The sequence below is a fragment of the Ruegeria sp. BHSA118 genome (genome assembly GCF_059613405.1).
Window position 1 is genome coordinate 39,568 of sequence record NZ_JBXWSM010000021.1, and the last position, 17,873, is coordinate 57,440.

Genomic DNA, 17,873 nt, shown 5'->3' on the forward strand with positions numbered 1-17,873 from the left:
TCAGGCCTTTTTATCGCGGCGAGCCTTTTTCGCCTTCAACATATCAAACAATTTACGCGCATATCCGGGCTTGTTTTCCTGCTTGGCGCGGGCAACGGCCAATGCCTCGGGGTCTACATCCCTGGTCACGACAGTGCCCGTCGCGGTCATCGCGCCGTCGCCTACAGTGACCGGCGCCACCAGCATGGTGTTCGAGCCGATAAAGACATTCTCACCAATCGTGGTCTTGTGCTTCATCACGCCGTCATAGTTGCAGGTGATTGTCCCCGCTCCGATGTTGGTCGCAGCGCCAACGGAAGCGTCCCCAATATAGCTGAGGTGATTGACCTTCGCGCCTTCGGCGATTTCGGCATTCTTGATCTCGACAAAATTGCCGACCCGCGTGTTTTCGGCAAGCTCGGCACCGGGGCGCAGGCGAGCGTAGGGGCCGACGACCGCGCCCCGGCTGACATGGCAGCCCTCAAGATGCGAAAAGGCCCGGATCGTTGCGCCGCTTTCGACCGTGACGCCCGGTCCGAACACCACATTCGGTTCGATCACCGTATCGCGCCCGACCACCGTATCCGCGGCCAGAAACACCGTATCAGGCGCCATCAACGTGACACCCAGGTCAAGAAGCTCGGCGCGGGCGCGGTTTTGAAATACGGCATCGGCGGCCGCCAGATCGGCGCGAGAGTTCACGCCCAGCGTCTGCGCCTCGTCGCAGGCGACTGCGGTCACGTTCAGCCCACGGCGGCGCGCATTTTCAACCACGTCGGTCAGATAGTATTCGCCCGAAGCGTTGTCGTTTCCGACCTCGTCGATCAACGAAAACAGAAGCTGCGCATTGCAGGCCAAAAGCCCTGAATTGCAGAATGTTATGGATCGTTCCTCATCTGATGCATCTTTGAACTCGACAATGCGTTCCAGCACGTCGCCATTCATGACCAGCCGGCCATAACGGGCAGGGTCGGCTGCTTCAAAGCCAAGAATGACAAGATCATTCCCGGACCGTGCCTCGATCATCCTCTCCAGCGTGTCGGGCTGCAAGAACGGGGTGTCGCCGTAAAGAACAACCACATCACCTTCGAAGCCGCTCAATGCGCTTCGGGCCTGGGCGACCGCATGGGCCGTACCCAACTGGTCTTCCTGCACAGCGATCTGCGCCGCTTCATCCTCGGCCCGTGCAACCTTTGCCACAGCTTCGGACCCGTGGCCGGTGACGATCACAGTATGTTCGGGCGACAGGACAGATCCGGCGCGCATCGCATGGATCAGCATCGGAACCTGAGCGATGGGATGCAGAACTTTGGGAAGGTCCGAATTCATCCTGGTGCCTTTTCCGGCGGCAAGGATGACAAGGGCAGTGGTCATGAATTCGTTTTCTCTTTGTGTTTTGTTGCCGTCCGTTTTATCCGCTGAGGTCAAAGGCGCAAGCCGTTCGGCCATCAAACAAGATTGCCGATTGAAACAGGACACGGCGAAAACCTGCCGAGCAAGGGGGCGAAATGCGCACCGTCATCTTCGATCTGGACGGCACTTTGGCGGATACATCCGGCGATTTGCTGGCGGCCGCGAACCATTGTTTCCGCAAGATGGGGCACGGGGATGTACTGATCCACGGGCCGGATTCCGGTGTGGCGCTGCGAGGTGGACGCATGATGCTGACCCACGGGCTGAAACGTGTCGGGGCCTATGACGAGGATACGGTGCAGGCCTATTATCCGGTTCTTCTTGAGGCTTACGCGCAGGACATCGACACCCACACCAGTTTCTACCCCGGTGCGCTACAGGCGGTCGAGATGCTGAGTGATGCGGGTTACGGTGTGGGCATTTGCACGAACAAACCGGAACATCTGGCCGATTTGTTGCTGACACGCATGGGGGTGCGGGACCGTTTTGCATCTTTGGTCGGGGCCGATACGCTGCCGGTCCGCAAACCGGACCCGGCGCCGTTGCGTGAAGCCGCGCGCCGTGCCGGGGGCGATCCGGACTTGTGCGTGCTGGTCGGAGACTCGGATACCGACCGCAATACCGCCAGAGCGGCGGGCGTTCCTTCGGTGCTGGTTACCTTCGGGCCATCGGGGGATGACATGGCGGCACTGGAACCCGAAGCCCTTCTGCATCATTTTGACGACTTGCCCGGCCTCGTGCCTGATCTGATCGGTGCGGCAGCCTGAAACCTTGACCGGACCCTTTCGGAGCCTCAGAACAAGACCATGACCGACGTATTCTCTGGCAGCTTTACGCAGCAGGAACCCCTTCCGGAAGATGCAATCGAAGCGGCACTGGCCGTTCTGCGCCATGGGCGTCTGCATCGTTACAATGTCGTCCCCGGAGAGCTGGGGGAAACGGCCCTGCTGGAGCAGGAATTTGCCGCGCAGATGGGGGCCAAATATTGTCTGGCGGTTTCGTCTGGTGGCTACGCTCTGGCCACGGCCCTGCGTGCGGTTGGCGTGCAGCCCGGCGACCCGGTTTTGACCAATGCGTTTACGCTGGCACCGGTTCCGGGGTCGATTGCCTCGGTCGGCGGGCGGGCAATTTTTGTCGGAGTGACGGAAGACCTGACCATTGATCTGGATGATCTTGAGGGCAAGCTGGATCAAGCGCGCGTTCTGATGCTCAGCCATATGCGCGGGCATCTGTGTGATATGGACCGGCTGATGCAGATGTGTGACGCGGCCGGGGTGATCGTGATCGAGGATTGCGCACACACGATGGGCGCGGCTTGGCGCGGTCAGTTGTCAGGACGGCAGGGCGCGATCGGGTGTTATTCCTGTCAGACCTACAAGCATGTCAATTCGGGCGAAGGGGGCTTGCTGGTCACCGATGACGAGGAACTGGCGGCCAAGGCCACGATGTTGTCGGGGTCCTACATGTTGTACGAACGCCATCTGGCAGCGCCGGGGCCGGACGTGTTCGAGCGGATCAAATACACCACGCCCAACGTCTCGGGCCGGATGGACAATTTGCGCGCGGCGATCCTGCGCCCGCAACTGCGGGATCTGGACCGGCAGGTGGCCCGGTGGAACGAACGTTATCGCGAGATCGAAACCGGGTTGCGGGGTACGCCGGGTTTGACGATCGTCGAACGGCCCGAAGAGGAAACCTATGTCGGATCTTCGATTCAGTTCCTGTTGCTGGATTGGGCGCCTGAACGGATAGCCGAAGTCATCAGCCGTTGCGCCGCGCGCGGGGTTGAGCTGAAGTGGTTCGGCGGTGCCGAGCCGACAGGTTTCACGTCGCGCTATGACAGTTGGCGGTATTTCGATAGCGAGCGGATGCCGGAAAGTGACCGCGTTCTGGCCGGCGTTATGGATATGCGCGTGCCTTTGACGTTTTCCCTGGAGGATTGTCGATTGATCGCCCGGATCATCCGGGCTGAAGTGAGCGCGGTTTATCAGTCTTGACTAAGCGGAGTGCGCCTGCGGCGCACGCTCGATCTTTTGAAACGCCGCCCTTTATGGGGCGGCGTTTTCCGTTTCGGACACGCTGTTACAAAGATTGACCGGAGACAGATTCGCTGCTAGAGATTTATTGAACACTTGTTCATTAATGCGGAGGGAGGACACTGATGTTCATGGCCACGATGAAGTTTGATCTGGGTGAGGATGTGAACGCCCTGCGCGAGATGGTGCATCGGTGGGCGCAGGAGCGCGTGAAACCGATGGCGGCTGAGATTGATGCCAAGAACAGCTTTCCGAATGAACTGTGGAAAGAAATGGGCGAGCTTGGTCTTTTGGGTGTCACCGTGCCTGAAGAATACGGCGGTGCAGGCATGTCTTATCTGGCGCATACAATTGCTGTCGAAGAGGTCGCGCGCGCCTCGGCTTCGGTTTCGCTGTCTTATGGGGCGCATTCCAACCTGTGTGTGAACCAGATCAAGCTGAACGGCAATGAAGAACAGAAGCAAAAGTACCTGCCGCGGCTGATCTCGGGCGAGCATGTGGGGGCGCTGGCCATGTCGGAACCTTCTGCCGGGTCGGATGTGGTGTCGATGAAGCTGCGTGCGGAAAAGCGGAACGATCATTACCGTCTGAACGGCAACAAATACTGGATCACCAACGGCCCGGATGCGGATACTCTGGTGGTTTATGCCAAGACGGACCCCGATGCCGGATCGAAGGGTATTACCGCATTTCTGATCGAAAAAGAGATGAAGGGTTTTTCAACCTCGCCCCATTTCGACAAGCTGGGTATGCGCGGATCGAACACGGCTGAGCTGATCTTTGAAGACGTCGAGGTTCCGTTCGAGAACGTGTTGGGCGAAGAGGGCAAGGGTGTTGCCGTGCTCATGTCGGGGCTGGATTATGAACGGGTCGTGCTGGCAGGCATCGGGACCGGCATCATGGCCGCCTGTCTGGACGAAGTGATGCCTTATCTGGCCGAGCGCAAGCAGTTCGGCAAACCCATCGGCAGCTTTCAGTTGATGCAGGGCAAGATTGCCGACATGTACACCGCGATGAACTCGGCGCGGGCCTATGTCTATGAAGTCGCCAAGGCGTGTGACCGCGGTGACGTGACACGGCAGGATGCGGCAGCGTGCTGCCTTTACGCGTCGGAACAGGCGATGGTTCAGGCGCACCAGGCGGTTCAGGCGCTGGGCGGGGCGGGCTTCCTTTCGGATGCGCCGGTCAGCCGGATTTTCCGGGATGCCAAGCTGATGGAAATCGGCGCAGGCACCAGCGAGATTCGCCGGATGCTGATCGGCCGCGAAATGATGAATGAAATGCTCTGACAGAAAAAACGCCCTGCGGACGAGGTAACCGCAGGGCGCTTAGGAAACGGGATCAGAACCGATGGACGTAGGAAACACCGACCAGCCAGGGATCTATTTCTGCGGTGCCGATGGGGGCGCCGTTGAGCGAGACGTCCGAGTCAATGTCGAACCAGCGCACGTTCAGGCGGATCGCCCCGTTGTCGGTGACCATGTAATCCAGACCGGCCTGCAACGAGACGCCGAAGGAGTCATCGACCTTGATGTTGCCCAGGGGCGATTGCTCGTCGAAGAAGATCGTGTAGTTGAGACCGGCGCCGACATAGGGTTTCCAGGCGCTGTTGGTCGGGAAGTGATAGTTCAGCGACAGGGTGGGCGGCAGGTGCTTGACCGTGGCCGCGTCCGTACCGCCAAGGGCCACGGTGTGTTTGAACGGGGTCGCAGCCAGAAGCTCGATACCCAGATTGTCGCGAATAAAGTACTCTGCGGTGAAAATCGGGCGGGTGTCCGCGTCGATCTTAGCTGCCGCACCGGCCAGCGTGCCGTTGTCGGATTTCGGGTCCAGATAGCCAACACCGATACCCAGCGTCCAGTCCCCTTGCGATTGGGCCAAAGCCGGAGCCGCCAGGGCGACCAGTGCGGTAGACAGTGTCAAAGCGGCGAGTTTCTTTGTCATATTCTTGCCTTTGGTTATGTTGATGCTCTTGGTTTCGCAAAGGCGGTGTCCGGCCACTCTGATCTGCATCAAGTTTGCGTGATGCGTTCGCCCAGGGTCGGGTCGCGAAGCGTCAGGAAAACAAGGGGAATTCGCCTTGCTGCACGCTGAGCGCATACCGGGTTTGCGCTCAGGAGGAGGCTGGGACATACCGGACCGGCTGAACATGGCGCAGCAATGTCTGAACCATCCGGGTGATCAGGTGGCGCTTATCGATCTGACCGGAACAGGGCAGAGGCAGATAACCTATGGGCAACTGGCGCAAATGGCTGATGGGATCGCCCGCGCCCTGCTGGCCCGCGTCCGGCCCGGTGATCGGGTCGGAGTGCTGCTGAGCCAGTCACCCTGGTGTGCGGCAGCTCATTTGGCGATCTGGAAGATCGCCGCGATTTCGGTGCCCTTGTTCAAGTTGTTCAAGCAGGATGCGCTGCGGTCGCGGGCGGGCGATGCGGGCGTTCAGATCGTGCTGACCGATGCCGATGGGGCAGATTTGCTGGGCGATTTGGCTGAACCTCTGATCGCATCCGAAATTGGCGTGACCGGTCCTGCGCTGCCCTATGCCGCGACCGGGCCCGAGGATCCTGCCCTATTGATCTACACCTCTGGTACAACCGGCAGCCCGAAAGGCGCACTGCACGGGCACCGGGTTCTGACCGGGCATTTGCCGGGTGTCTCGATCAGCCACAATCACCTGCGCGAAGGAGACTGCCTGTGGACCCCGGCGGATTGGGCGTGGATCGGCGGGTTGTTCGATGTGCTGATGCCGGGCCTTGCGCTGGGGATCCCGGTTGTCGCAGCACGGCTTGAGAAGTTCACCCCCGAAGCCTGCGCCGAGATCATTGCGCGGGGCGGGGTGCGGAACGTGTTCTTTCCTCCGACCGCCCTGCGGATGCTCAAGGCGGCGGATCAGGCGATCCCCGGTCTGCGCTCGGTCGCATCCGGGGGTGAGCCGCTGGGGGCCGAAATGCTGGCATGGGGTCAGAAGGCGTTCGGCCTGACGATCAACGAATTTTACGGCCAGACCGAATGCAACATGGTCGTATCATCCTGCGCCGACGATTTCCCTGTGCGCCCCGGCTGTATCGGTAAACCGGTGCCGGGGCATGAGGTTGCGGTGATTGATGAGGACGGCAACCCGACCGGCGAAGAGGGCGACGTGGCCATCCGGCGCGGTTCGGCCTCGATGCTGCTGGAATACTGGAACAATCCGCAAGCGACGGCCGAGAAGTTCCGGGGTGATTGGCTGACCACCGGCGACCGCGGCGTGTGGGAAGGCGACTACCTGCGCTTTGTGGGCCGCGATGATGATGTGATTACATCCGCCGGTTACCGCATTGGCCCGGCCGAGATCGAAGATTGCATGCTGACCCACCCGGCGGTTGCAACGGTTGGGGTGGTCGGCAAGCCCGACCCGCTGCGGACCGAGATCGTCAAGGCCTATGTGGTGTTGAAACCGGGGGCCGAGGCCACGGGTGCCGAGTTGCAGGATTGGGTCAAGGACCGTCTGGCGCATTATTCCTATCCGCGCGAGGTGGCATTTCTGGAGGAACTGCCGATGACCGTGACGGGTAAGGTGATCCGCAAGGAGTTGAAGGCGCGGGCGGCGGGGGAGGTTCATGAATGAAACGACTTCTGACACTTTGTGTTGTGGCCTTTGGTGCTGTCCCTCTGGTTGCCGCTCAGGAAACGCAAGAAAGACTGGATGTCCCGACTTGGTTTGATAAATGCACGGCGCTTTCTAGCACCCCCATAGCAAACGAAATGGATACTCGGTGTATGTCTTCGGCATATGATTACTGCGAACTTGGACATCCGCCCGTGGAAAGGCGCGTTTGTATTGAGAAATTGAACGCTCATCTTCTGGCAAAAACCAAAGAAATTGCGGAGGGCTTGCCTGATCAAGTGGTGGGTTTGAGCGGCTTTAGGAAATGGTCTTACCCGCGTCGTTTGGAGGAATTCAGAAACGATGAATTTGATCCGGACTGCTCTCAGATGACAGAGTTTATGTGTGAGACTTTTAATATCGTAGTGCGATGGAGCGCAGCCAGAGAACTTGAACGATTGTCAGATGCGCCAGAAGGATCAGAAGCAGAATGAAACTCACATCCAAAGCCATGCCCGCCTCTGAAGGCTTCAAGGCCAACCGCACAGCCCATCTTGATGCGCTGGCGCAAATCTCTGCCGCAGCCGAAGCAGCCCGCATGGGCGGCGGTGAGAAATCCCGCGCGCGGCATGAATCCCGCGGCAAGATGCTCCCCCGACGACGGGTGGCGAACCTGCTGGACCCGGGGTCTCCGTTCCTCGAAATCGGGGCGACGGCGGCGCATGGGATGTATGGCGATGCCGCACCCTGTGCCGGCGTCATCGCGGGCATTGGCCTTGTGCAGGGGCAGCAGGTCATGGTGGTCTGCAACGACGCCACCGTGAAGGGCGGAACCTATTACCCGATGACGGTCAAAAAACACCTGCGAGCGCAGGAGATTGCCGAGGAAAACCATCTGCCCTGCGTCTATCTGGTCGATAGCGGTGGCGCGAACCTGCCCAATCAGGATGAGGTGTTCCCCGACCGCGATCACTTTGGCCGCATTTTCTACAACCAGGCGCGGATGAGCGCGAAGGGGATCGCTCAGATCGCCGTGGTCATGGGGTCATGCACGGCGGGTGGGGCCTATGTGCCGGCCATGTCGGATGTGACGATCATCGTCAAGGAACAGGGCACGATCTTTCTGGCCGGTCCGCCTCTGGTCAAGGCGGCGACGGGCGAGGTCGTCAGCGCCGAAGATTTGGGCGGCGGCGATGTGCACACGCGCCTGTCCGGTGTGGCCGACTATCTGGCCGAGGATGATGCCCACGCGCTGGCCCTGGCCCGCCGTGCGGTTGGGTCGCTGAACCGCCACAAGCCGCAGACGGTGGATTGGGCCAGCCCCGAAGACCCGGCCTATGACCCCGAGGAAATTCTCGGCGTTGTCCCTGCTGATCTGCGCACCCCCTATGACATTCGCGAGGTGATTGCGCGGTTGGTCGACGGGTCTCGGTTCGACGAGTTCAAACCTCGGTTCGGGGAAACGCTGGTCACGGGGTTTGCCCATGTCAAAGGCTGCCCGGTTGGGATCATCGCCAATAACGGCGTGCTGTTTTCCGAGGCGGCGCAGAAGGGCGCGCACTTTGTCGAGCTGTGTTCGCAACGCAATATCCCGCTTGTGTTCCTGCAAAACATCACCGGCTTCATGGTGGGTCGCAAATACGAGAATGAGGGCATCGCGCGCCAAGGCGCCAAGATGGTGACCGCCGTGGCCTCCACCAGTGTTCCCAAGATCACTATGCTGGTCGGCGGCTCGTTCGGGGCCGGAAACTATGGCATGGCCGGTCGTGCCTATCAGCCGCGCTTTCTGTGGACCTGGCCGAACTCGCGGATTTCAGTGATGGGTGGCGAGCAGGCCGCTGACGTGCTGGCCACCGTCAAACGCGACGGGATAGAACGGCAAGGTGGCACGTGGTCCGCCGAAGAAGAGGCTGAATTCAAACGCCCGACGCTGGATATGTTCGAGGAACAGTCGCATCCGCTCTACGCCTCGGCGCGGCTGTGGGATGACGGCATCATCGACCCGCGCAAAAGCCGCGACGTACTGGCCCTGTCGCTCAGCGCCGCGCTGAATGCCCCGATCGAGGAGACACGTTTCGGCGTGTTCAGGATGTAGGCCCGTGATTCATCTTTTGAAAAATACTCCGGGGGTCCGGGGGCAGAGCCCCCGGTCCGACGTCTGAAACAAAGGACCAACCCCATGTTCGACAAGATCCTGATTGCAAACCGCGGCGAAATCGCCTGCCGTGTCATGGAAACGGCCCAGTCCATGGGCGTGTCCTGCGTTGCTGTCTATTCCGTTGCGGATGCGGCCGCAAAACATGTTCAGATGGCGGATGAGGCGGTTCGTATTGGCGGCTCCGCCCCGGCGGACAGCTATTTGAAGGGTGATGTGATCATTCAGGCCGCGCTGGACACCGGCGCGCAGGCGATCCATCCGGGGTATGGCTTTCTGTCCGAGAATCCCGATTTCGTGGATGCCGTGCAGGCGGCGGGGCTGACGTTCATAGGCCCCTCGGCGAATGCGATCCGCAAGATGGGCCTGAAGGACGCGGCCAAGGTTCTGATGGAGAAGGCCGGCGTTCCGGTCGTGCCCGGCTATCACGGCGACAATCAGGACCCCGAGCATCTGGCAGGTGCGGCGGATGCCATCGGCTATCCGGTTCTGATCAAGGCCGTTGCGGGCGGCGGCGGCAAGGGGATGCGCCTTGTCGAACGCCCCGAGGATTTCGCGACCGCGCTCGACAGCGCGCGGGGCGAGGCCCGGACCGCCTTCGGCAATGATGCCGTGCTGGTCGAAAAATTCGTGGCCAAACCCCGCCATATCGAAGTGCAGGTGTTCGGCGATGGTACCCATGCCGTGCATCTGTTCGAAAGGGACTGCTCGTTGCAGCGCCGGCATCAGAAGGTGATCGAAGAAGCCCCCGCCCCGGGCATGACGCCTGAAATGCGCGAGGCTATGGGTCAGGCCGGCGTGCGCGCCGCCGAGGCGATCGGCTATAAAGGCGCGGGCACGGTCGAATTCATCGTCGATGCCTCGGACGGGCTGCGTCCTGACAGGTTCTGGTTCATGGAGATGAACACGCGCCTTCAGGTGGAGCACCCGGTGACAGAGGCCATCACGGGGATCGATCTGGTCGAGTGGCAGCTTCGCGTGGCCGCAGGCGAGAGCCTTCCCAAGAAACAGGATGATCTGGCGATCTCTGGCCATGCCTTCGAGGCCCGTCTTTATGCCGAGGATGTGCCGAAAGGGTTCCTGCCTGCGACGGGAACGCTGACTCATCTGGTTTTCCCCGGCAATTGTCGCGCCGATAGCGGCGTTCGCGCCGGGGACACGATCAGCCCGTGGTATGACCCGATGATCGCCAAGGTGGTGGTGCATGGATCGACGCGTGCCGTTGCGCTCGAGACGTTGAACCGGGTGCTGCAACAGACCGAAGTTGCGGGTACCGTTACCAATCTGGCCTTTCTGGGCGCGTTGACGTGTCACGAAGGATTTGCCTCGGGCGATGTCGATACGGGTCTGATCGGGCGGGACCTTGAAACGTTGGTGCAGGAACCTGAGCCGTCGGATATTACGGCGGTCGCGGCTGCGATGACGGCATTGGATCTGGTGGATGTCGACCCGGAAACCGGGTTTTCGCTGTGGGCGCCGCTGCATCGCGCCGTGCAATTGTCCCGTTGCGACGACGTGCTGGATCTGGACGTGCAGGTCGATGGGCCGGATCGCCAGATTTGGCAGATTGGCGAAAACCGCGTCGTTGCAGAACGCACCGCAGGGCGCTGGATGTTGAACGGCGCGCCGATGCCTCGCGTTGCAGCACATAACGGGACCCTCACGGTTTTCACCGCTTACGGTCAGAGCTTCGACGTCATCGATCCGCTGGACCGGGATTCCAGCGCGACCGGCGACACCAATGTGATCGAGGCGCCTATGCCCGGTCTGGTCAAAGCCGTCTTTGCCACAGCGGGACAAACCGTACAGAAAGGCGATCGTCTGGCCATTTTGGAAGCGATGAAGATGGAGCATTCGCTGCTTGCGGCGCGGGACGGGATCGTTGCCGAAGTGCTGGTCGAGGACGGTTCGCAGGTCGAAGCCGGGGCTGCCCTGGTGAGGTTGGAGGAAGAAGCTTGATCTGTACCCGCGCAACGCGGCGTGCCAAGGTCAGACGATATTTGCTTGAAACGACGACAATCCAGAAGGGGGGCGGACATGGGTGAGCTGGTCGAAATCTATGAGGTCGGGCCGCGCGACGGGCTGCAAAACGAAAAGCGTGAAATACCGGTCGCGGACAAGATCGCCTTGATCGATTGTCTCAGCCGCGCGGGGTTTCGCCGGATCGAAGTTGCAAGCTTCGTGTCCCCGAAATGGGTGCCGCAGATGGCGGGTTCCGCGCAGGTGCTGGGAGGGATCACGCGTGCGAATGGGGTGCGCTATGCCGCGCTGACGCCGAACATGCATGGCTATGGCGACGCGCTGGCGGCCAGGGCGGACGAGATTGCCGTGTTTGCCTCGGCCTCCGAAGGATTCTCGAAGGCCAATATCAATGCCTCCATCGCCGAGTCGATTGAGCGGTTTACGCCGATTCTGGAGGCGGCGCGTCATATCGACCTGCCTGTTCGAGGCTATGTCTCATGCGTGACGGATTGCCCATATGACGGTCCGACGCCGCCCGAAAAAGTGGCTGAGGTTGCTGATCGGCTTTTCGCGCTGGGCTGTTACGAGGTTTCGCTGGGCGACACGATTGGGCAGGGAACTCCGGACAAGGTCGCACATATGCTTCTGGCAGTGCGTGAGAGGGTTCCGGTGACGCGGCTGGCGGGACATTTCCATGACACCAACGGGCGCGCGATCGACAACATCGATGCGGCATTGGCGCTGGGCGTGCGGGTGTTTGATGCCGCCGTGGGTGGGTTGGGCGGTTGCCCCTACGCCCCGGGTGCCGCAGGAAACGTAGCCACCGAGGACGTTGCGGCGCATTTGCAGCGGCTGGGATACGAAACTGGCCTGGATATCGACGTTATTAAAGAGGCCGCGCAGATGGCCAGGGCTTTGAGGGGCTGACATGTTTGAAACGATCACGATCTCGACGGATATGCGTGGTGTCGCGACGCTTACCCTGAACCGGCCGGACAAACACAATGCCATGTCGGGGCAGATGATCACGGAATTGACCGAGGCCGCATCGCAACTTGGTCAGGATGACGCGGTCCGGGCGGTCGTTCTGGCCGCGGCGGGCAAGACGTTTTGTGCAGGCGGTGATCTGGGGTGGATGCAGGACCAGATGGCGGCTGACAAACAGACGCGTTTTGTCGAGGCGCGCAAGCTGGCCGAGATGTTGCAGGCTCTGAACACGATGCCAAAGCCTCTGATCGGGGCGTTGCAGGGCAATGCCTTTGGGGGCGGGGTGGGCATGGCGGCCGTGTGCGATGTCGCGATCGGGGTCGACAGTCTGAAGATGGGGTTGACCGAAACGCGCCTGGGGCTGATCCCCGCAACAATTGGCCCCTATGTCATCGCCCGCATGGGCGAAGCCCGCGCGCGCCGGGTATTCATGTCGGCCCGTTTGTTCGATGCGTCCGAGGCCGTAGATCTGGGCCTGCTGGCGAAAACCGTGTCGGCAGATCGGCTTTCGGAGGCCGTTGAGGACGAAATTCGCCCCTATTTGTCTTGCGCGCCCGGGGCAGTTGCCTCTGCCAAGGCGCTGGTGCGCGCTCTGGGTCCGCGCATCGACGATGCAGTGATCGATCAGACCATAGGCGAGTTGGTCGAACGCTGGGAAACACACGAGGCACGCGAAGGGATCGCGGCGTTTTTTGAAAAACGAAAACCTGCATGGAATAAGTAGGTTTTACCAGGTTCCGCCGCGCCAAAGCCAAACGCTGGTACTGCGATTCTATGCCGCGCTGTCAAGCGCAGGTTTGATCGCGAAGGGGGCTGTGTTCGGTTGACCCTCTGACCCCGCAGGGATAGAGAATGTCCAGTCAACACGCCAATTGACGGCGCACCCGACAAGATATGTGCGCAGGAAAGGAGCTATTCGTGGAAGACCTGCTGCGGGAGTACCTCCCGATTCTGGTGTTTCTGGCCGTTGCCGTGGGTCTTGGGATCGTCTTGATTCTGGCCGCCGTCGTACTGGCCGTCCGCAATCCCGACCCCGAAAAGGTCAGCGCATATGAATGTGGTTTCAATGCCTTCGACGATGCGCGGATGAAATTCGACGTCCGATTCTATCTGGTCTCGATTCTGTTCATCATCTTCGATCTTGAAATTGCCTTCCTGTTTCCTTGGGCCGTGGGCTTCAGAGACATCAGCGATGTCGGGTTCTGGTCCATGATGGTGTTCCTGGGCGTTCTGACCATCGGCTTTGCCTATGAATGGAAGAAAGGGGCGCTGGAATGGGAGTGATGACAGGTTCCAACACTGCCGGTGTCGACAAGGAAGTCGCCACCCAGGCCCTGAACGCCGAGTTGCAGGACAAAGGTTTCCTGCTGACCTCGACCGAGGACATCATCAACTGGGCCCGGACCGGATCGCTGCACTGGATGACCTTTGGTTTGGCCTGCTGCGCGGTTGAGATGATGCATACCTCGATGCCACGTTATGATGCGGAACGGTTCGGCATCGCCCCCAGGGCCTCTCCGCGTCAGTCTGATGTTATGATCGTGGCGGGAACACTGACCAACAAGATGGCGCCCGCGCTGCGCAAGGTCTATGACCAGATGCCCGAGCCGCGCTATGTGATCTCGATGGGATCCTGCGCGAATGGTGGCGGCTATTACCACTATTCCTATTCCGTCGTGCGTGGCTGTGACCGGGTTGTTCCGGTGGACATCTATGTGCCCGGCTGCCCTCCGACTGCTGAGGCACTGCTTTACGGTCTGATGCAGTTGCAACGCAAAATCCGCCGTACCGGCACAATTGTCCGCTGAGGAGAGAGCTGATGAGCGAAGCACTCAAGGAACTCGGCACGCAGCTGGAAATCAAACGGTCTGATTGCGTTCTGTCATGGGACGTGACCCACGGCGAACTGAACGTGGATGTGGCACCCTCGAATCTTGTGGAATTCGTCGAATTCCTGAAATCCGACCAGAGCTGCAAATTTTCGTCGCTGGTGGATATCACCGGCGTGGATTACCCCGAACGCGCGAAGCGGTTCGATGTGGTCTATCATTTCCTGTCGATGTACCAGAACCAGCGCATCCGCCTGCGGGTTTCGATCCGTGAAGAAGACATGGTGCCGTCCATCGTTGACGTGCACCCCTCGGCAAACTGGTTCGAGCGTGAGGTGTTCGACATGTTCGGCATCCTGTTTTCGGGTCACCCGGATCTGCGGCGCATCCTGACCGACTATGGGTTTCGCGGCTATCCGCTGCGCAAGGATTTCCCGACCACCGGCTATACCGAGGTCCGCTATGACGAAGCGCAAAAGCGCGTGGTCTACGAGCCGGTCAGCCTGGTGCAGGAATACCGTCAGTTCGATTTCATGTCCCCTTGGGAGGGTGCGAACTACATTCTGCCGGGGGATGAGAAACAGGAGACCGAATAATGAGTGGCATCTGGTGGCTGATCCTGTCTGCACTGACCATCATTCCGATGGTAAAGATTTTACCTTTCTTCGGGATCAACAAGTACTGGTGCCTGCTGTGTCTGGTTCCCTTTGGCACGATCGCCCTGCTGTGGTGGGTCGGGCTGAAACTGCAAGAGTTGGAGCGCCGCTGAGATGATGGGTGAGTTGATCATTCTGGGCGCGTTGGGGGTTCTTCTGGCCGGGGCCGCAGCCAAAGCGGCCGAGGCGGAAAAGGTTCGGGTTCGGGCCGATGCGAAAAAGAAACGAGGGCGTTGATGGACGGCTCAAGATACGATGACGGCAGCACGGACGCGCTGAGCGGCGAGCAGAAGATCCGCAATTTCAACATTAACTTCGGCCCGCAACACCCTGCGGCGCACGGGGTTCTGCGCCTTGTGCTCGAATTGGACGGCGAGATCGTCGAACGGTGCGATCCGCATATCGGCCTGCTGCACCGCGGTACCGAAAAGCTGATGGAAAGCCGGACCTATCTGCAAAACCTGCCGTATTTCGACCGTCTGGATTACGTTGCGCCGATGAATCAGGAACACGCCTGGTGTCTGGCCATAGAAAAGCTGACCGGGGTCGAGGTGCCGCGTCGGGGTTCGTTGATCCGGGTTCTGTATTCCGAAATCGGGCGCATCCTGAACCACCTGCTGAACGTGACCACGCAGGCGATGGATGTGGGCGCGCTGACCCCGCCGCTTTGGGGTTTTGAAGAGCGTGAAAAGCTGATGGTCTTCTACGAGCGTGCCTGCGGCGCCCGCCTGCACGCGGCCTATTTCCGCCCCGGTGGTGTGCATCAGGACCTGCCGCCGGAACTGCTGGACGATATCGAGGCGTGGAGCCACGAATTCCCCGCCGTTCTGGACGACATTGACGGGTTGCTGACCGAAAACCGTATCTTCAAACAGCGCAACGCCGATATCGGCGTGGTGACCGAGGATGACATCCAGAAATATGGCTTTTCGGGCGTGATGGTGCGCGGATCGGGTCTGGCCTGGGACCTGCGCCGCGCGCAGCCCTATGAGTGCTATGACGAGTTCGATTTCCAGATCCCCGTCGGCAAGAACGGCGACTGCTATGACCGCTACCTCGTGCGGATGGAAGAAATGCGCCAGTCGCTGCTGATCATCCGTCAGGCCATCGCCAAAATCCGCGACTGCCCCGGAGACGTTCTGGCGCGTGGCAAGATCACCCCGCCGAAACGGTCCGACATGAAGACCTCGATGGAAAGCCTGATCCACCACTTCAAGCTGTATACCGAAGGTTTCCACGTCCCCGCTGGCGAAGTCTATGCCGCGGTCGAAGCCCCCAAGGGCGAGTTCGGCGTCTATCTGGTCGCCGACGGCACCAACAAACCCTACCGCGCCAAGCTGCGCGCGCCCGGTTTCCTGCACCTGCAAGCCATGGACCACGTTGCCAAAGGTCACCAACTGGCGGATGTGGCTGCCATCATCGGCACCATGGACGTTGTGTTTGGGGAGATTGATCGGTGAGATGCTTTGCCCTGATTCTGGCCCTCGTGGCTGCCCTGCCGGCGCAGGCCGCATCGACCCACCCTACGGCAAAAGTGCTGGAGGTTTTGCGGGAAAACGGCTGTCGGCTGGATATTTCGCAAACTGAGGAGGCTTTTTCTGCGCGTGACCTGCGCCCCGAGGATGTCAGTGCCGTGATCAATTTCTGGGCCGAACGGGGGTTGGCCGGTCTGGACGGTCCCGTATTCGAGATTGCGCCTGCGATTTGCGGCGCGCATGGACTTGCGCCCGAGGATACGGCAAGGCGTGCCGACGCCTTATTTGACTTCGTGCGTTTGAATGGGTGCCGTATGGTCGAAGAAGAAGCCGAGATAAAATTGCGCCCCGCCGGTTTTACACAGGCCGAAACGCCTGATCTGATTGCCTTCCTTGTTCAACAAGGTCGCGCGCATCAGGACGCCCCCTATATCATCGTGATCGGAGATGCCTGCTAATGCTGCGCCGTCTGCACCCCGAACAACCCGAAAGCTTTGCCTTCACTGCTGCCAACCAGCAATGGGCCGAAGCGCAGATCACCAAATACCCTGAGGGCCGTCAGGCCAGTGCGGTCATCCCGCTGCTGTGGCGCGCGCAAGAGCAGGAGGGCTGGTTGAGCCGCCCGGCGATTGAATCCGTCGCCGACATGCTGGGCATGGCCTATATCCGCGTGCTTGAGGTTGCTTCTTTCTACTTCATGTTCCAGCTGCAACCGGTGGGCTCGGTGGCGCATATTCAGGTGTGCGGCACGACGTCCTGCATGATCTGCGGGGCCGAAGATCTGATCGCGGTCTGCAAGGAAAAGATCGCGGCGAAACCGCATGAACTTTCTGCCGATGGCAAGCTGAGCTGGGAAGAGGTCGAATGCCTCGGGTCCTGCACCAACGCGCCGATGGCGCAGATCGGCAAGGATTACTACGAGGATCTGACCGCCGAGAGCTTCGGCAGGATCCTCGACGATCTGGTGGCGGGCAAGGTGCCGACGCCCGGTCCTCAGAACGGGCGTTACGCGGCCGAGCCGTTGAAAGGGCTTTCCAGCCTGTCCGAATATGAAGCGGGCAAGCCGAAATACAACGCAAGCGTCGAGCTGGCGACAGAGCTTGGGGACACAGTCAAGCGTATCGACGGAACCGAAGTTCCGATCCTGACACCGTGGCTTGGTAAGGATGGCACGCAGGCCGGGGCGTCGGCTGCTGCGAAACCTCCGAAGGCGCCCGAGGCCCCGAAACCGGCTGTGAAACAAGCGGCCGAGGCGAAAGCCAAACCCGCCGACGTAAAGGAAGACCAGCCGGAGACCCTGACCGCTGCACGCGGCGGCAAGGCGGATGACCTGAAGTTGTTGAAAGGCGTCGGCCCCAAGCTGGAGGAAACGCTGAACGAGCTGGGTTTCTATCACTACGACCAGATCGCGGCCTGGACGCCCGAACACGTGGCCTGGGTTGATGCGCGGTTAAAGTTCAAGGGCCGGATCGAACGCGATGGCTGGATCGAGCAGGCCGCCAAGCTTGCTGCCGGTGAGGAAACCGAATTCGCCAAACGTGCCAAATCCGAGGGCACATACGAAGACTAGACGGATGCCCGTTCCGGGCTTCGGGGGAAAATGGACAAGGACAAGGAACAGGCCATAGCCCGCAAGGGCAGACATATCGGGGTGGTCATCGCCGTGACCATGCTGATCTGGCTTGCGATGAACCTGTTCATTGGCCCCGCGCTGGGTTTGACAACCCGGCATGCGCTGCTGTTTGATTTCGCCGCTCTGGCGGGTTTCATCTATGCGGGCGTCAACATTTTTCAA

General features: G+C 60.4%; 20 protein-coding genes. 18 read left to right on the top strand and 2 right to left on the bottom strand.

Features of this window, described 5'->3' with window-relative positions; genetic code table 11:
- Window positions 1-1,353 (bottom strand): bifunctional UDP-N-acetylglucosamine diphosphorylase/glucosamine-1-phosphate N-acetyltransferase GlmU, encoded by a 1,353-nt coding sequence (gene glmU / locus AC2FNN_RS08760; protein WP_496757967.1) that lies wholly within the window; start codon window positions 1,351-1,353, stop codon window positions 1-3.
- Between the two features lie 134 nt (window positions 1,354-1,487).
- Here glmU and AC2FNN_RS08765 point away from each other — a divergent pair, with 134 nt between their 5' ends.
- The 3 genes from AC2FNN_RS08765 to AC2FNN_RS08775 all read left to right on the top strand — a co-directional run bounded on the left by AC2FNN_RS08765 (window position 1,488) and on the right by AC2FNN_RS08775 (window position 4,717).
- On the top strand, window positions 1,488-2,159 hold the full coding sequence (locus tag AC2FNN_RS08765) for an HAD-IA family hydrolase (protein ID WP_496757968.1): 672 nt from the start codon (window positions 1,488-1,490) through the stop codon (window positions 2,157-2,159).
- Window positions 2,160-2,198: 39 nt separating this feature from the next.
- Entirely contained in the window at window positions 2,199-3,389 is a 1,191-nt protein-coding gene (locus AC2FNN_RS08770; protein ID WP_496757969.1) for a DegT/DnrJ/EryC1/StrS family aminotransferase, read from the top strand.
- A gap of 164 nt (window positions 3,390-3,553) precedes the next feature.
- Window positions 3,554-4,717: an isovaleryl-CoA dehydrogenase gene (locus tag AC2FNN_RS08775; protein ID WP_496757971.1), complete on the top strand. Its 1,164-nt coding sequence runs from the start codon at window positions 3,554-3,556 to the stop codon at window positions 4,715-4,717.
- Between the two features lie 52 nt (window positions 4,718-4,769).
- On the opposite strand, the gene AC2FNN_RS08780 is transcribed toward AC2FNN_RS08775, so the two are convergent.
- A complete protein-coding gene (locus tag AC2FNN_RS08780; protein WP_496757973.1) occupies window positions 4,770-5,372 on the bottom strand; it encodes an OmpW/AlkL family protein in 603 nt (200 codons plus the stop codon).
- A gap of 136 nt (window positions 5,373-5,508) precedes the next feature.
- Here AC2FNN_RS08780 and AC2FNN_RS08785 point away from each other — a divergent pair, with 136 nt between their 5' ends.
- From AC2FNN_RS08785 to AC2FNN_RS08855, 15 genes are all read left to right on the top strand, one after another.
- On the top strand, window positions 5,509-7,035 hold the full coding sequence (locus AC2FNN_RS08785) for an AMP-binding protein (protein WP_496757975.1): 1,527 nt from the start codon (window positions 5,509-5,511) through the stop codon (window positions 7,033-7,035).
- The gene (locus AC2FNN_RS08790; RefSeq protein WP_496757977.1) at window positions 7,032-7,508 is read left to right on the top strand and encodes a hypothetical protein; all 477 of its coding nucleotides are present in this window, start codon (window positions 7,032-7,034) and stop codon (window positions 7,506-7,508) included. The genes AC2FNN_RS08785 and AC2FNN_RS08790 overlap by 4 nt, the downstream gene beginning before the upstream one ends.
- Window positions 7,505-9,109: a carboxyl transferase domain-containing protein gene (locus tag AC2FNN_RS08795; RefSeq protein ID WP_496757978.1), complete on the top strand. Its 1,605-nt coding sequence runs from the start codon at window positions 7,505-7,507 to the stop codon at window positions 9,107-9,109. The genes AC2FNN_RS08790 and AC2FNN_RS08795 overlap by 4 nt, the downstream gene beginning before the upstream one ends.
- 84 nt (window positions 9,110-9,193) lie before the next feature.
- The gene (locus AC2FNN_RS08800; protein WP_496757979.1) at window positions 9,194-11,128 is read left to right on the top strand and encodes an acetyl/propionyl/methylcrotonyl-CoA carboxylase subunit alpha; all 1,935 of its coding nucleotides are present in this window, start codon (window positions 9,194-9,196) and stop codon (window positions 11,126-11,128) included.
- 78 nt (window positions 11,129-11,206) lie between these two features.
- Complete coding sequence (locus tag AC2FNN_RS08805) at window positions 11,207-12,058, top strand: hydroxymethylglutaryl-CoA lyase (RefSeq protein ID WP_496757980.1); 852 nt, start codon at window positions 11,207-11,209, stop codon at window positions 12,056-12,058.
- A gap of 1 nt (window position 12,059) precedes the next feature.
- Window positions 12,060-12,842: a crotonase/enoyl-CoA hydratase family protein gene (locus tag AC2FNN_RS08810; protein ID WP_496757981.1), complete on the top strand. Its 783-nt coding sequence runs from the start codon at window positions 12,060-12,062 to the stop codon at window positions 12,840-12,842.
- A gap of 194 nt (window positions 12,843-13,036) precedes the next feature.
- Window positions 13,037-13,402 carry an NADH-quinone oxidoreductase subunit A gene (locus AC2FNN_RS08815; protein WP_068335558.1) on the top strand — a complete coding sequence of 122 codons (366 nt, stop codon included), beginning with the start codon at window positions 13,037-13,039 and terminating at the stop codon, window positions 13,400-13,402.
- Window positions 13,393-13,926: a NuoB/complex I 20 kDa subunit family protein gene (locus AC2FNN_RS08820; protein ID WP_496757983.1), complete on the top strand. Its 534-nt coding sequence runs from the start codon at window positions 13,393-13,395 to the stop codon at window positions 13,924-13,926. The genes AC2FNN_RS08815 and AC2FNN_RS08820 overlap by 10 nt, the downstream gene beginning before the upstream one ends.
- Before the next feature lie 11 nt (window positions 13,927-13,937).
- Window positions 13,938-14,543: an NADH-quinone oxidoreductase subunit C gene (locus AC2FNN_RS08825; RefSeq protein WP_496757984.1), complete on the top strand. Its 606-nt coding sequence runs from the start codon at window positions 13,938-13,940 to the stop codon at window positions 14,541-14,543.
- Window positions 14,543-14,716 (top strand): hypothetical protein, encoded by a 174-nt coding sequence (locus AC2FNN_RS08830; protein WP_496757985.1) that lies wholly within the window; start codon window positions 14,543-14,545, stop codon window positions 14,714-14,716. Before AC2FNN_RS08825 ends, AC2FNN_RS08830 begins: the two co-directional genes overlap by 1 nt.
- A gap of 1 nt (window position 14,717) precedes the next feature.
- The gene (locus tag AC2FNN_RS08835) at window positions 14,718-14,840 is read left to right on the top strand and encodes a hypothetical protein (RefSeq protein ID WP_256367742.1); all 123 of its coding nucleotides are present in this window, start codon (window positions 14,718-14,720) and stop codon (window positions 14,838-14,840) included.
- Window positions 14,840-16,063, top strand: a complete 1,224-nt coding sequence (locus AC2FNN_RS08840) for an NADH-quinone oxidoreductase subunit D (RefSeq protein ID WP_496757987.1) — start codon at window positions 14,840-14,842, stop codon at window positions 16,061-16,063. The genes AC2FNN_RS08835 and AC2FNN_RS08840 overlap by 1 nt, the downstream gene beginning before the upstream one ends.
- Entirely contained in the window at window positions 16,060-16,536 is a 477-nt protein-coding gene (locus AC2FNN_RS08845; protein ID WP_496757988.1) for a hypothetical protein, read from the top strand. The genes AC2FNN_RS08840 and AC2FNN_RS08845 overlap by 4 nt, the downstream gene beginning before the upstream one ends.
- Window positions 16,536-17,648, top strand: a complete 1,113-nt coding sequence (nuoE, locus tag AC2FNN_RS08850; RefSeq protein ID WP_496757989.1) for an NADH-quinone oxidoreductase subunit NuoE — start codon at window positions 16,536-16,538, stop codon at window positions 17,646-17,648. The genes AC2FNN_RS08845 and nuoE overlap by 1 nt, the downstream gene beginning before the upstream one ends.
- 30 nt (window positions 17,649-17,678) lie before the next feature.
- Window positions 17,679-17,873, top strand: a 195-nt coding sequence (locus AC2FNN_RS08855; protein WP_496757991.1) for a DUF5337 domain-containing protein, incomplete at its 3' end; no start/stop codon positions are given.

Coding starts and splice junctions, on each gene's coding strand:
- AC2FNN_RS08810 (WP_496757981.1), top strand. CDS start 12,060: ATGTTTGAAACGATCACGATCTCGACGGATATGCGTGGTGTCGCGACG.
- AC2FNN_RS08790 (WP_496757977.1), top strand. CDS start 7,032: ATGAAACGACTTCTGACACTTTGTGTTGTGGCCTTTGGTGCTGTCCCT.
- AC2FNN_RS08835 (WP_256367742.1), top strand. CDS start 14,718: ATGATGGGTGAGTTGATCATTCTGGGCGCGTTGGGGGTTCTTCTGGCC.
- AC2FNN_RS08795 (WP_496757978.1), top strand. CDS start 7,505: ATGAAACTCACATCCAAAGCCATGCCCGCCTCTGAAGGCTTCAAGGCC.
- AC2FNN_RS08830 (WP_496757985.1), top strand. CDS start 14,543: ATGAGTGGCATCTGGTGGCTGATCCTGTCTGCACTGACCATCATTCCG.
- AC2FNN_RS08780 (WP_496757973.1), bottom strand. CDS start 5,372: ATGACAAAGAAACTCGCCGCTTTGACACTGTCTACCGCACTGGTCGCC.
- nuoE (WP_496757989.1), top strand. CDS start 16,536: ATGCTGCGCCGTCTGCACCCCGAACAACCCGAAAGCTTTGCCTTCACT.
- AC2FNN_RS08840 (WP_496757987.1), top strand. CDS start 14,840: ATGGACGGCTCAAGATACGATGACGGCAGCACGGACGCGCTGAGCGGC.
- AC2FNN_RS08820 (WP_496757983.1), top strand. CDS start 13,393: ATGGGAGTGATGACAGGTTCCAACACTGCCGGTGTCGACAAGGAAGTC.
- AC2FNN_RS08765 (WP_496757968.1), top strand. CDS start 1,488: ATGCGCACCGTCATCTTCGATCTGGACGGCACTTTGGCGGATACATCC.
- AC2FNN_RS08775 (WP_496757971.1), top strand. CDS start 3,554: ATGTTCATGGCCACGATGAAGTTTGATCTGGGTGAGGATGTGAACGCC.
- AC2FNN_RS08800 (WP_496757979.1), top strand. CDS start 9,194: ATGTTCGACAAGATCCTGATTGCAAACCGCGGCGAAATCGCCTGCCGT.
- glmU (WP_496757967.1), bottom strand. CDS start 1,353: ATGACCACTGCCCTTGTCATCCTTGCCGCCGGAAAAGGCACCAGGATG.
- AC2FNN_RS08770 (WP_496757969.1), top strand. CDS start 2,199: ATGACCGACGTATTCTCTGGCAGCTTTACGCAGCAGGAACCCCTTCCG.
- AC2FNN_RS08805 (WP_496757980.1), top strand. CDS start 11,207: ATGGGTGAGCTGGTCGAAATCTATGAGGTCGGGCCGCGCGACGGGCTG.
- AC2FNN_RS08825 (WP_496757984.1), top strand. CDS start 13,938: ATGAGCGAAGCACTCAAGGAACTCGGCACGCAGCTGGAAATCAAACGG.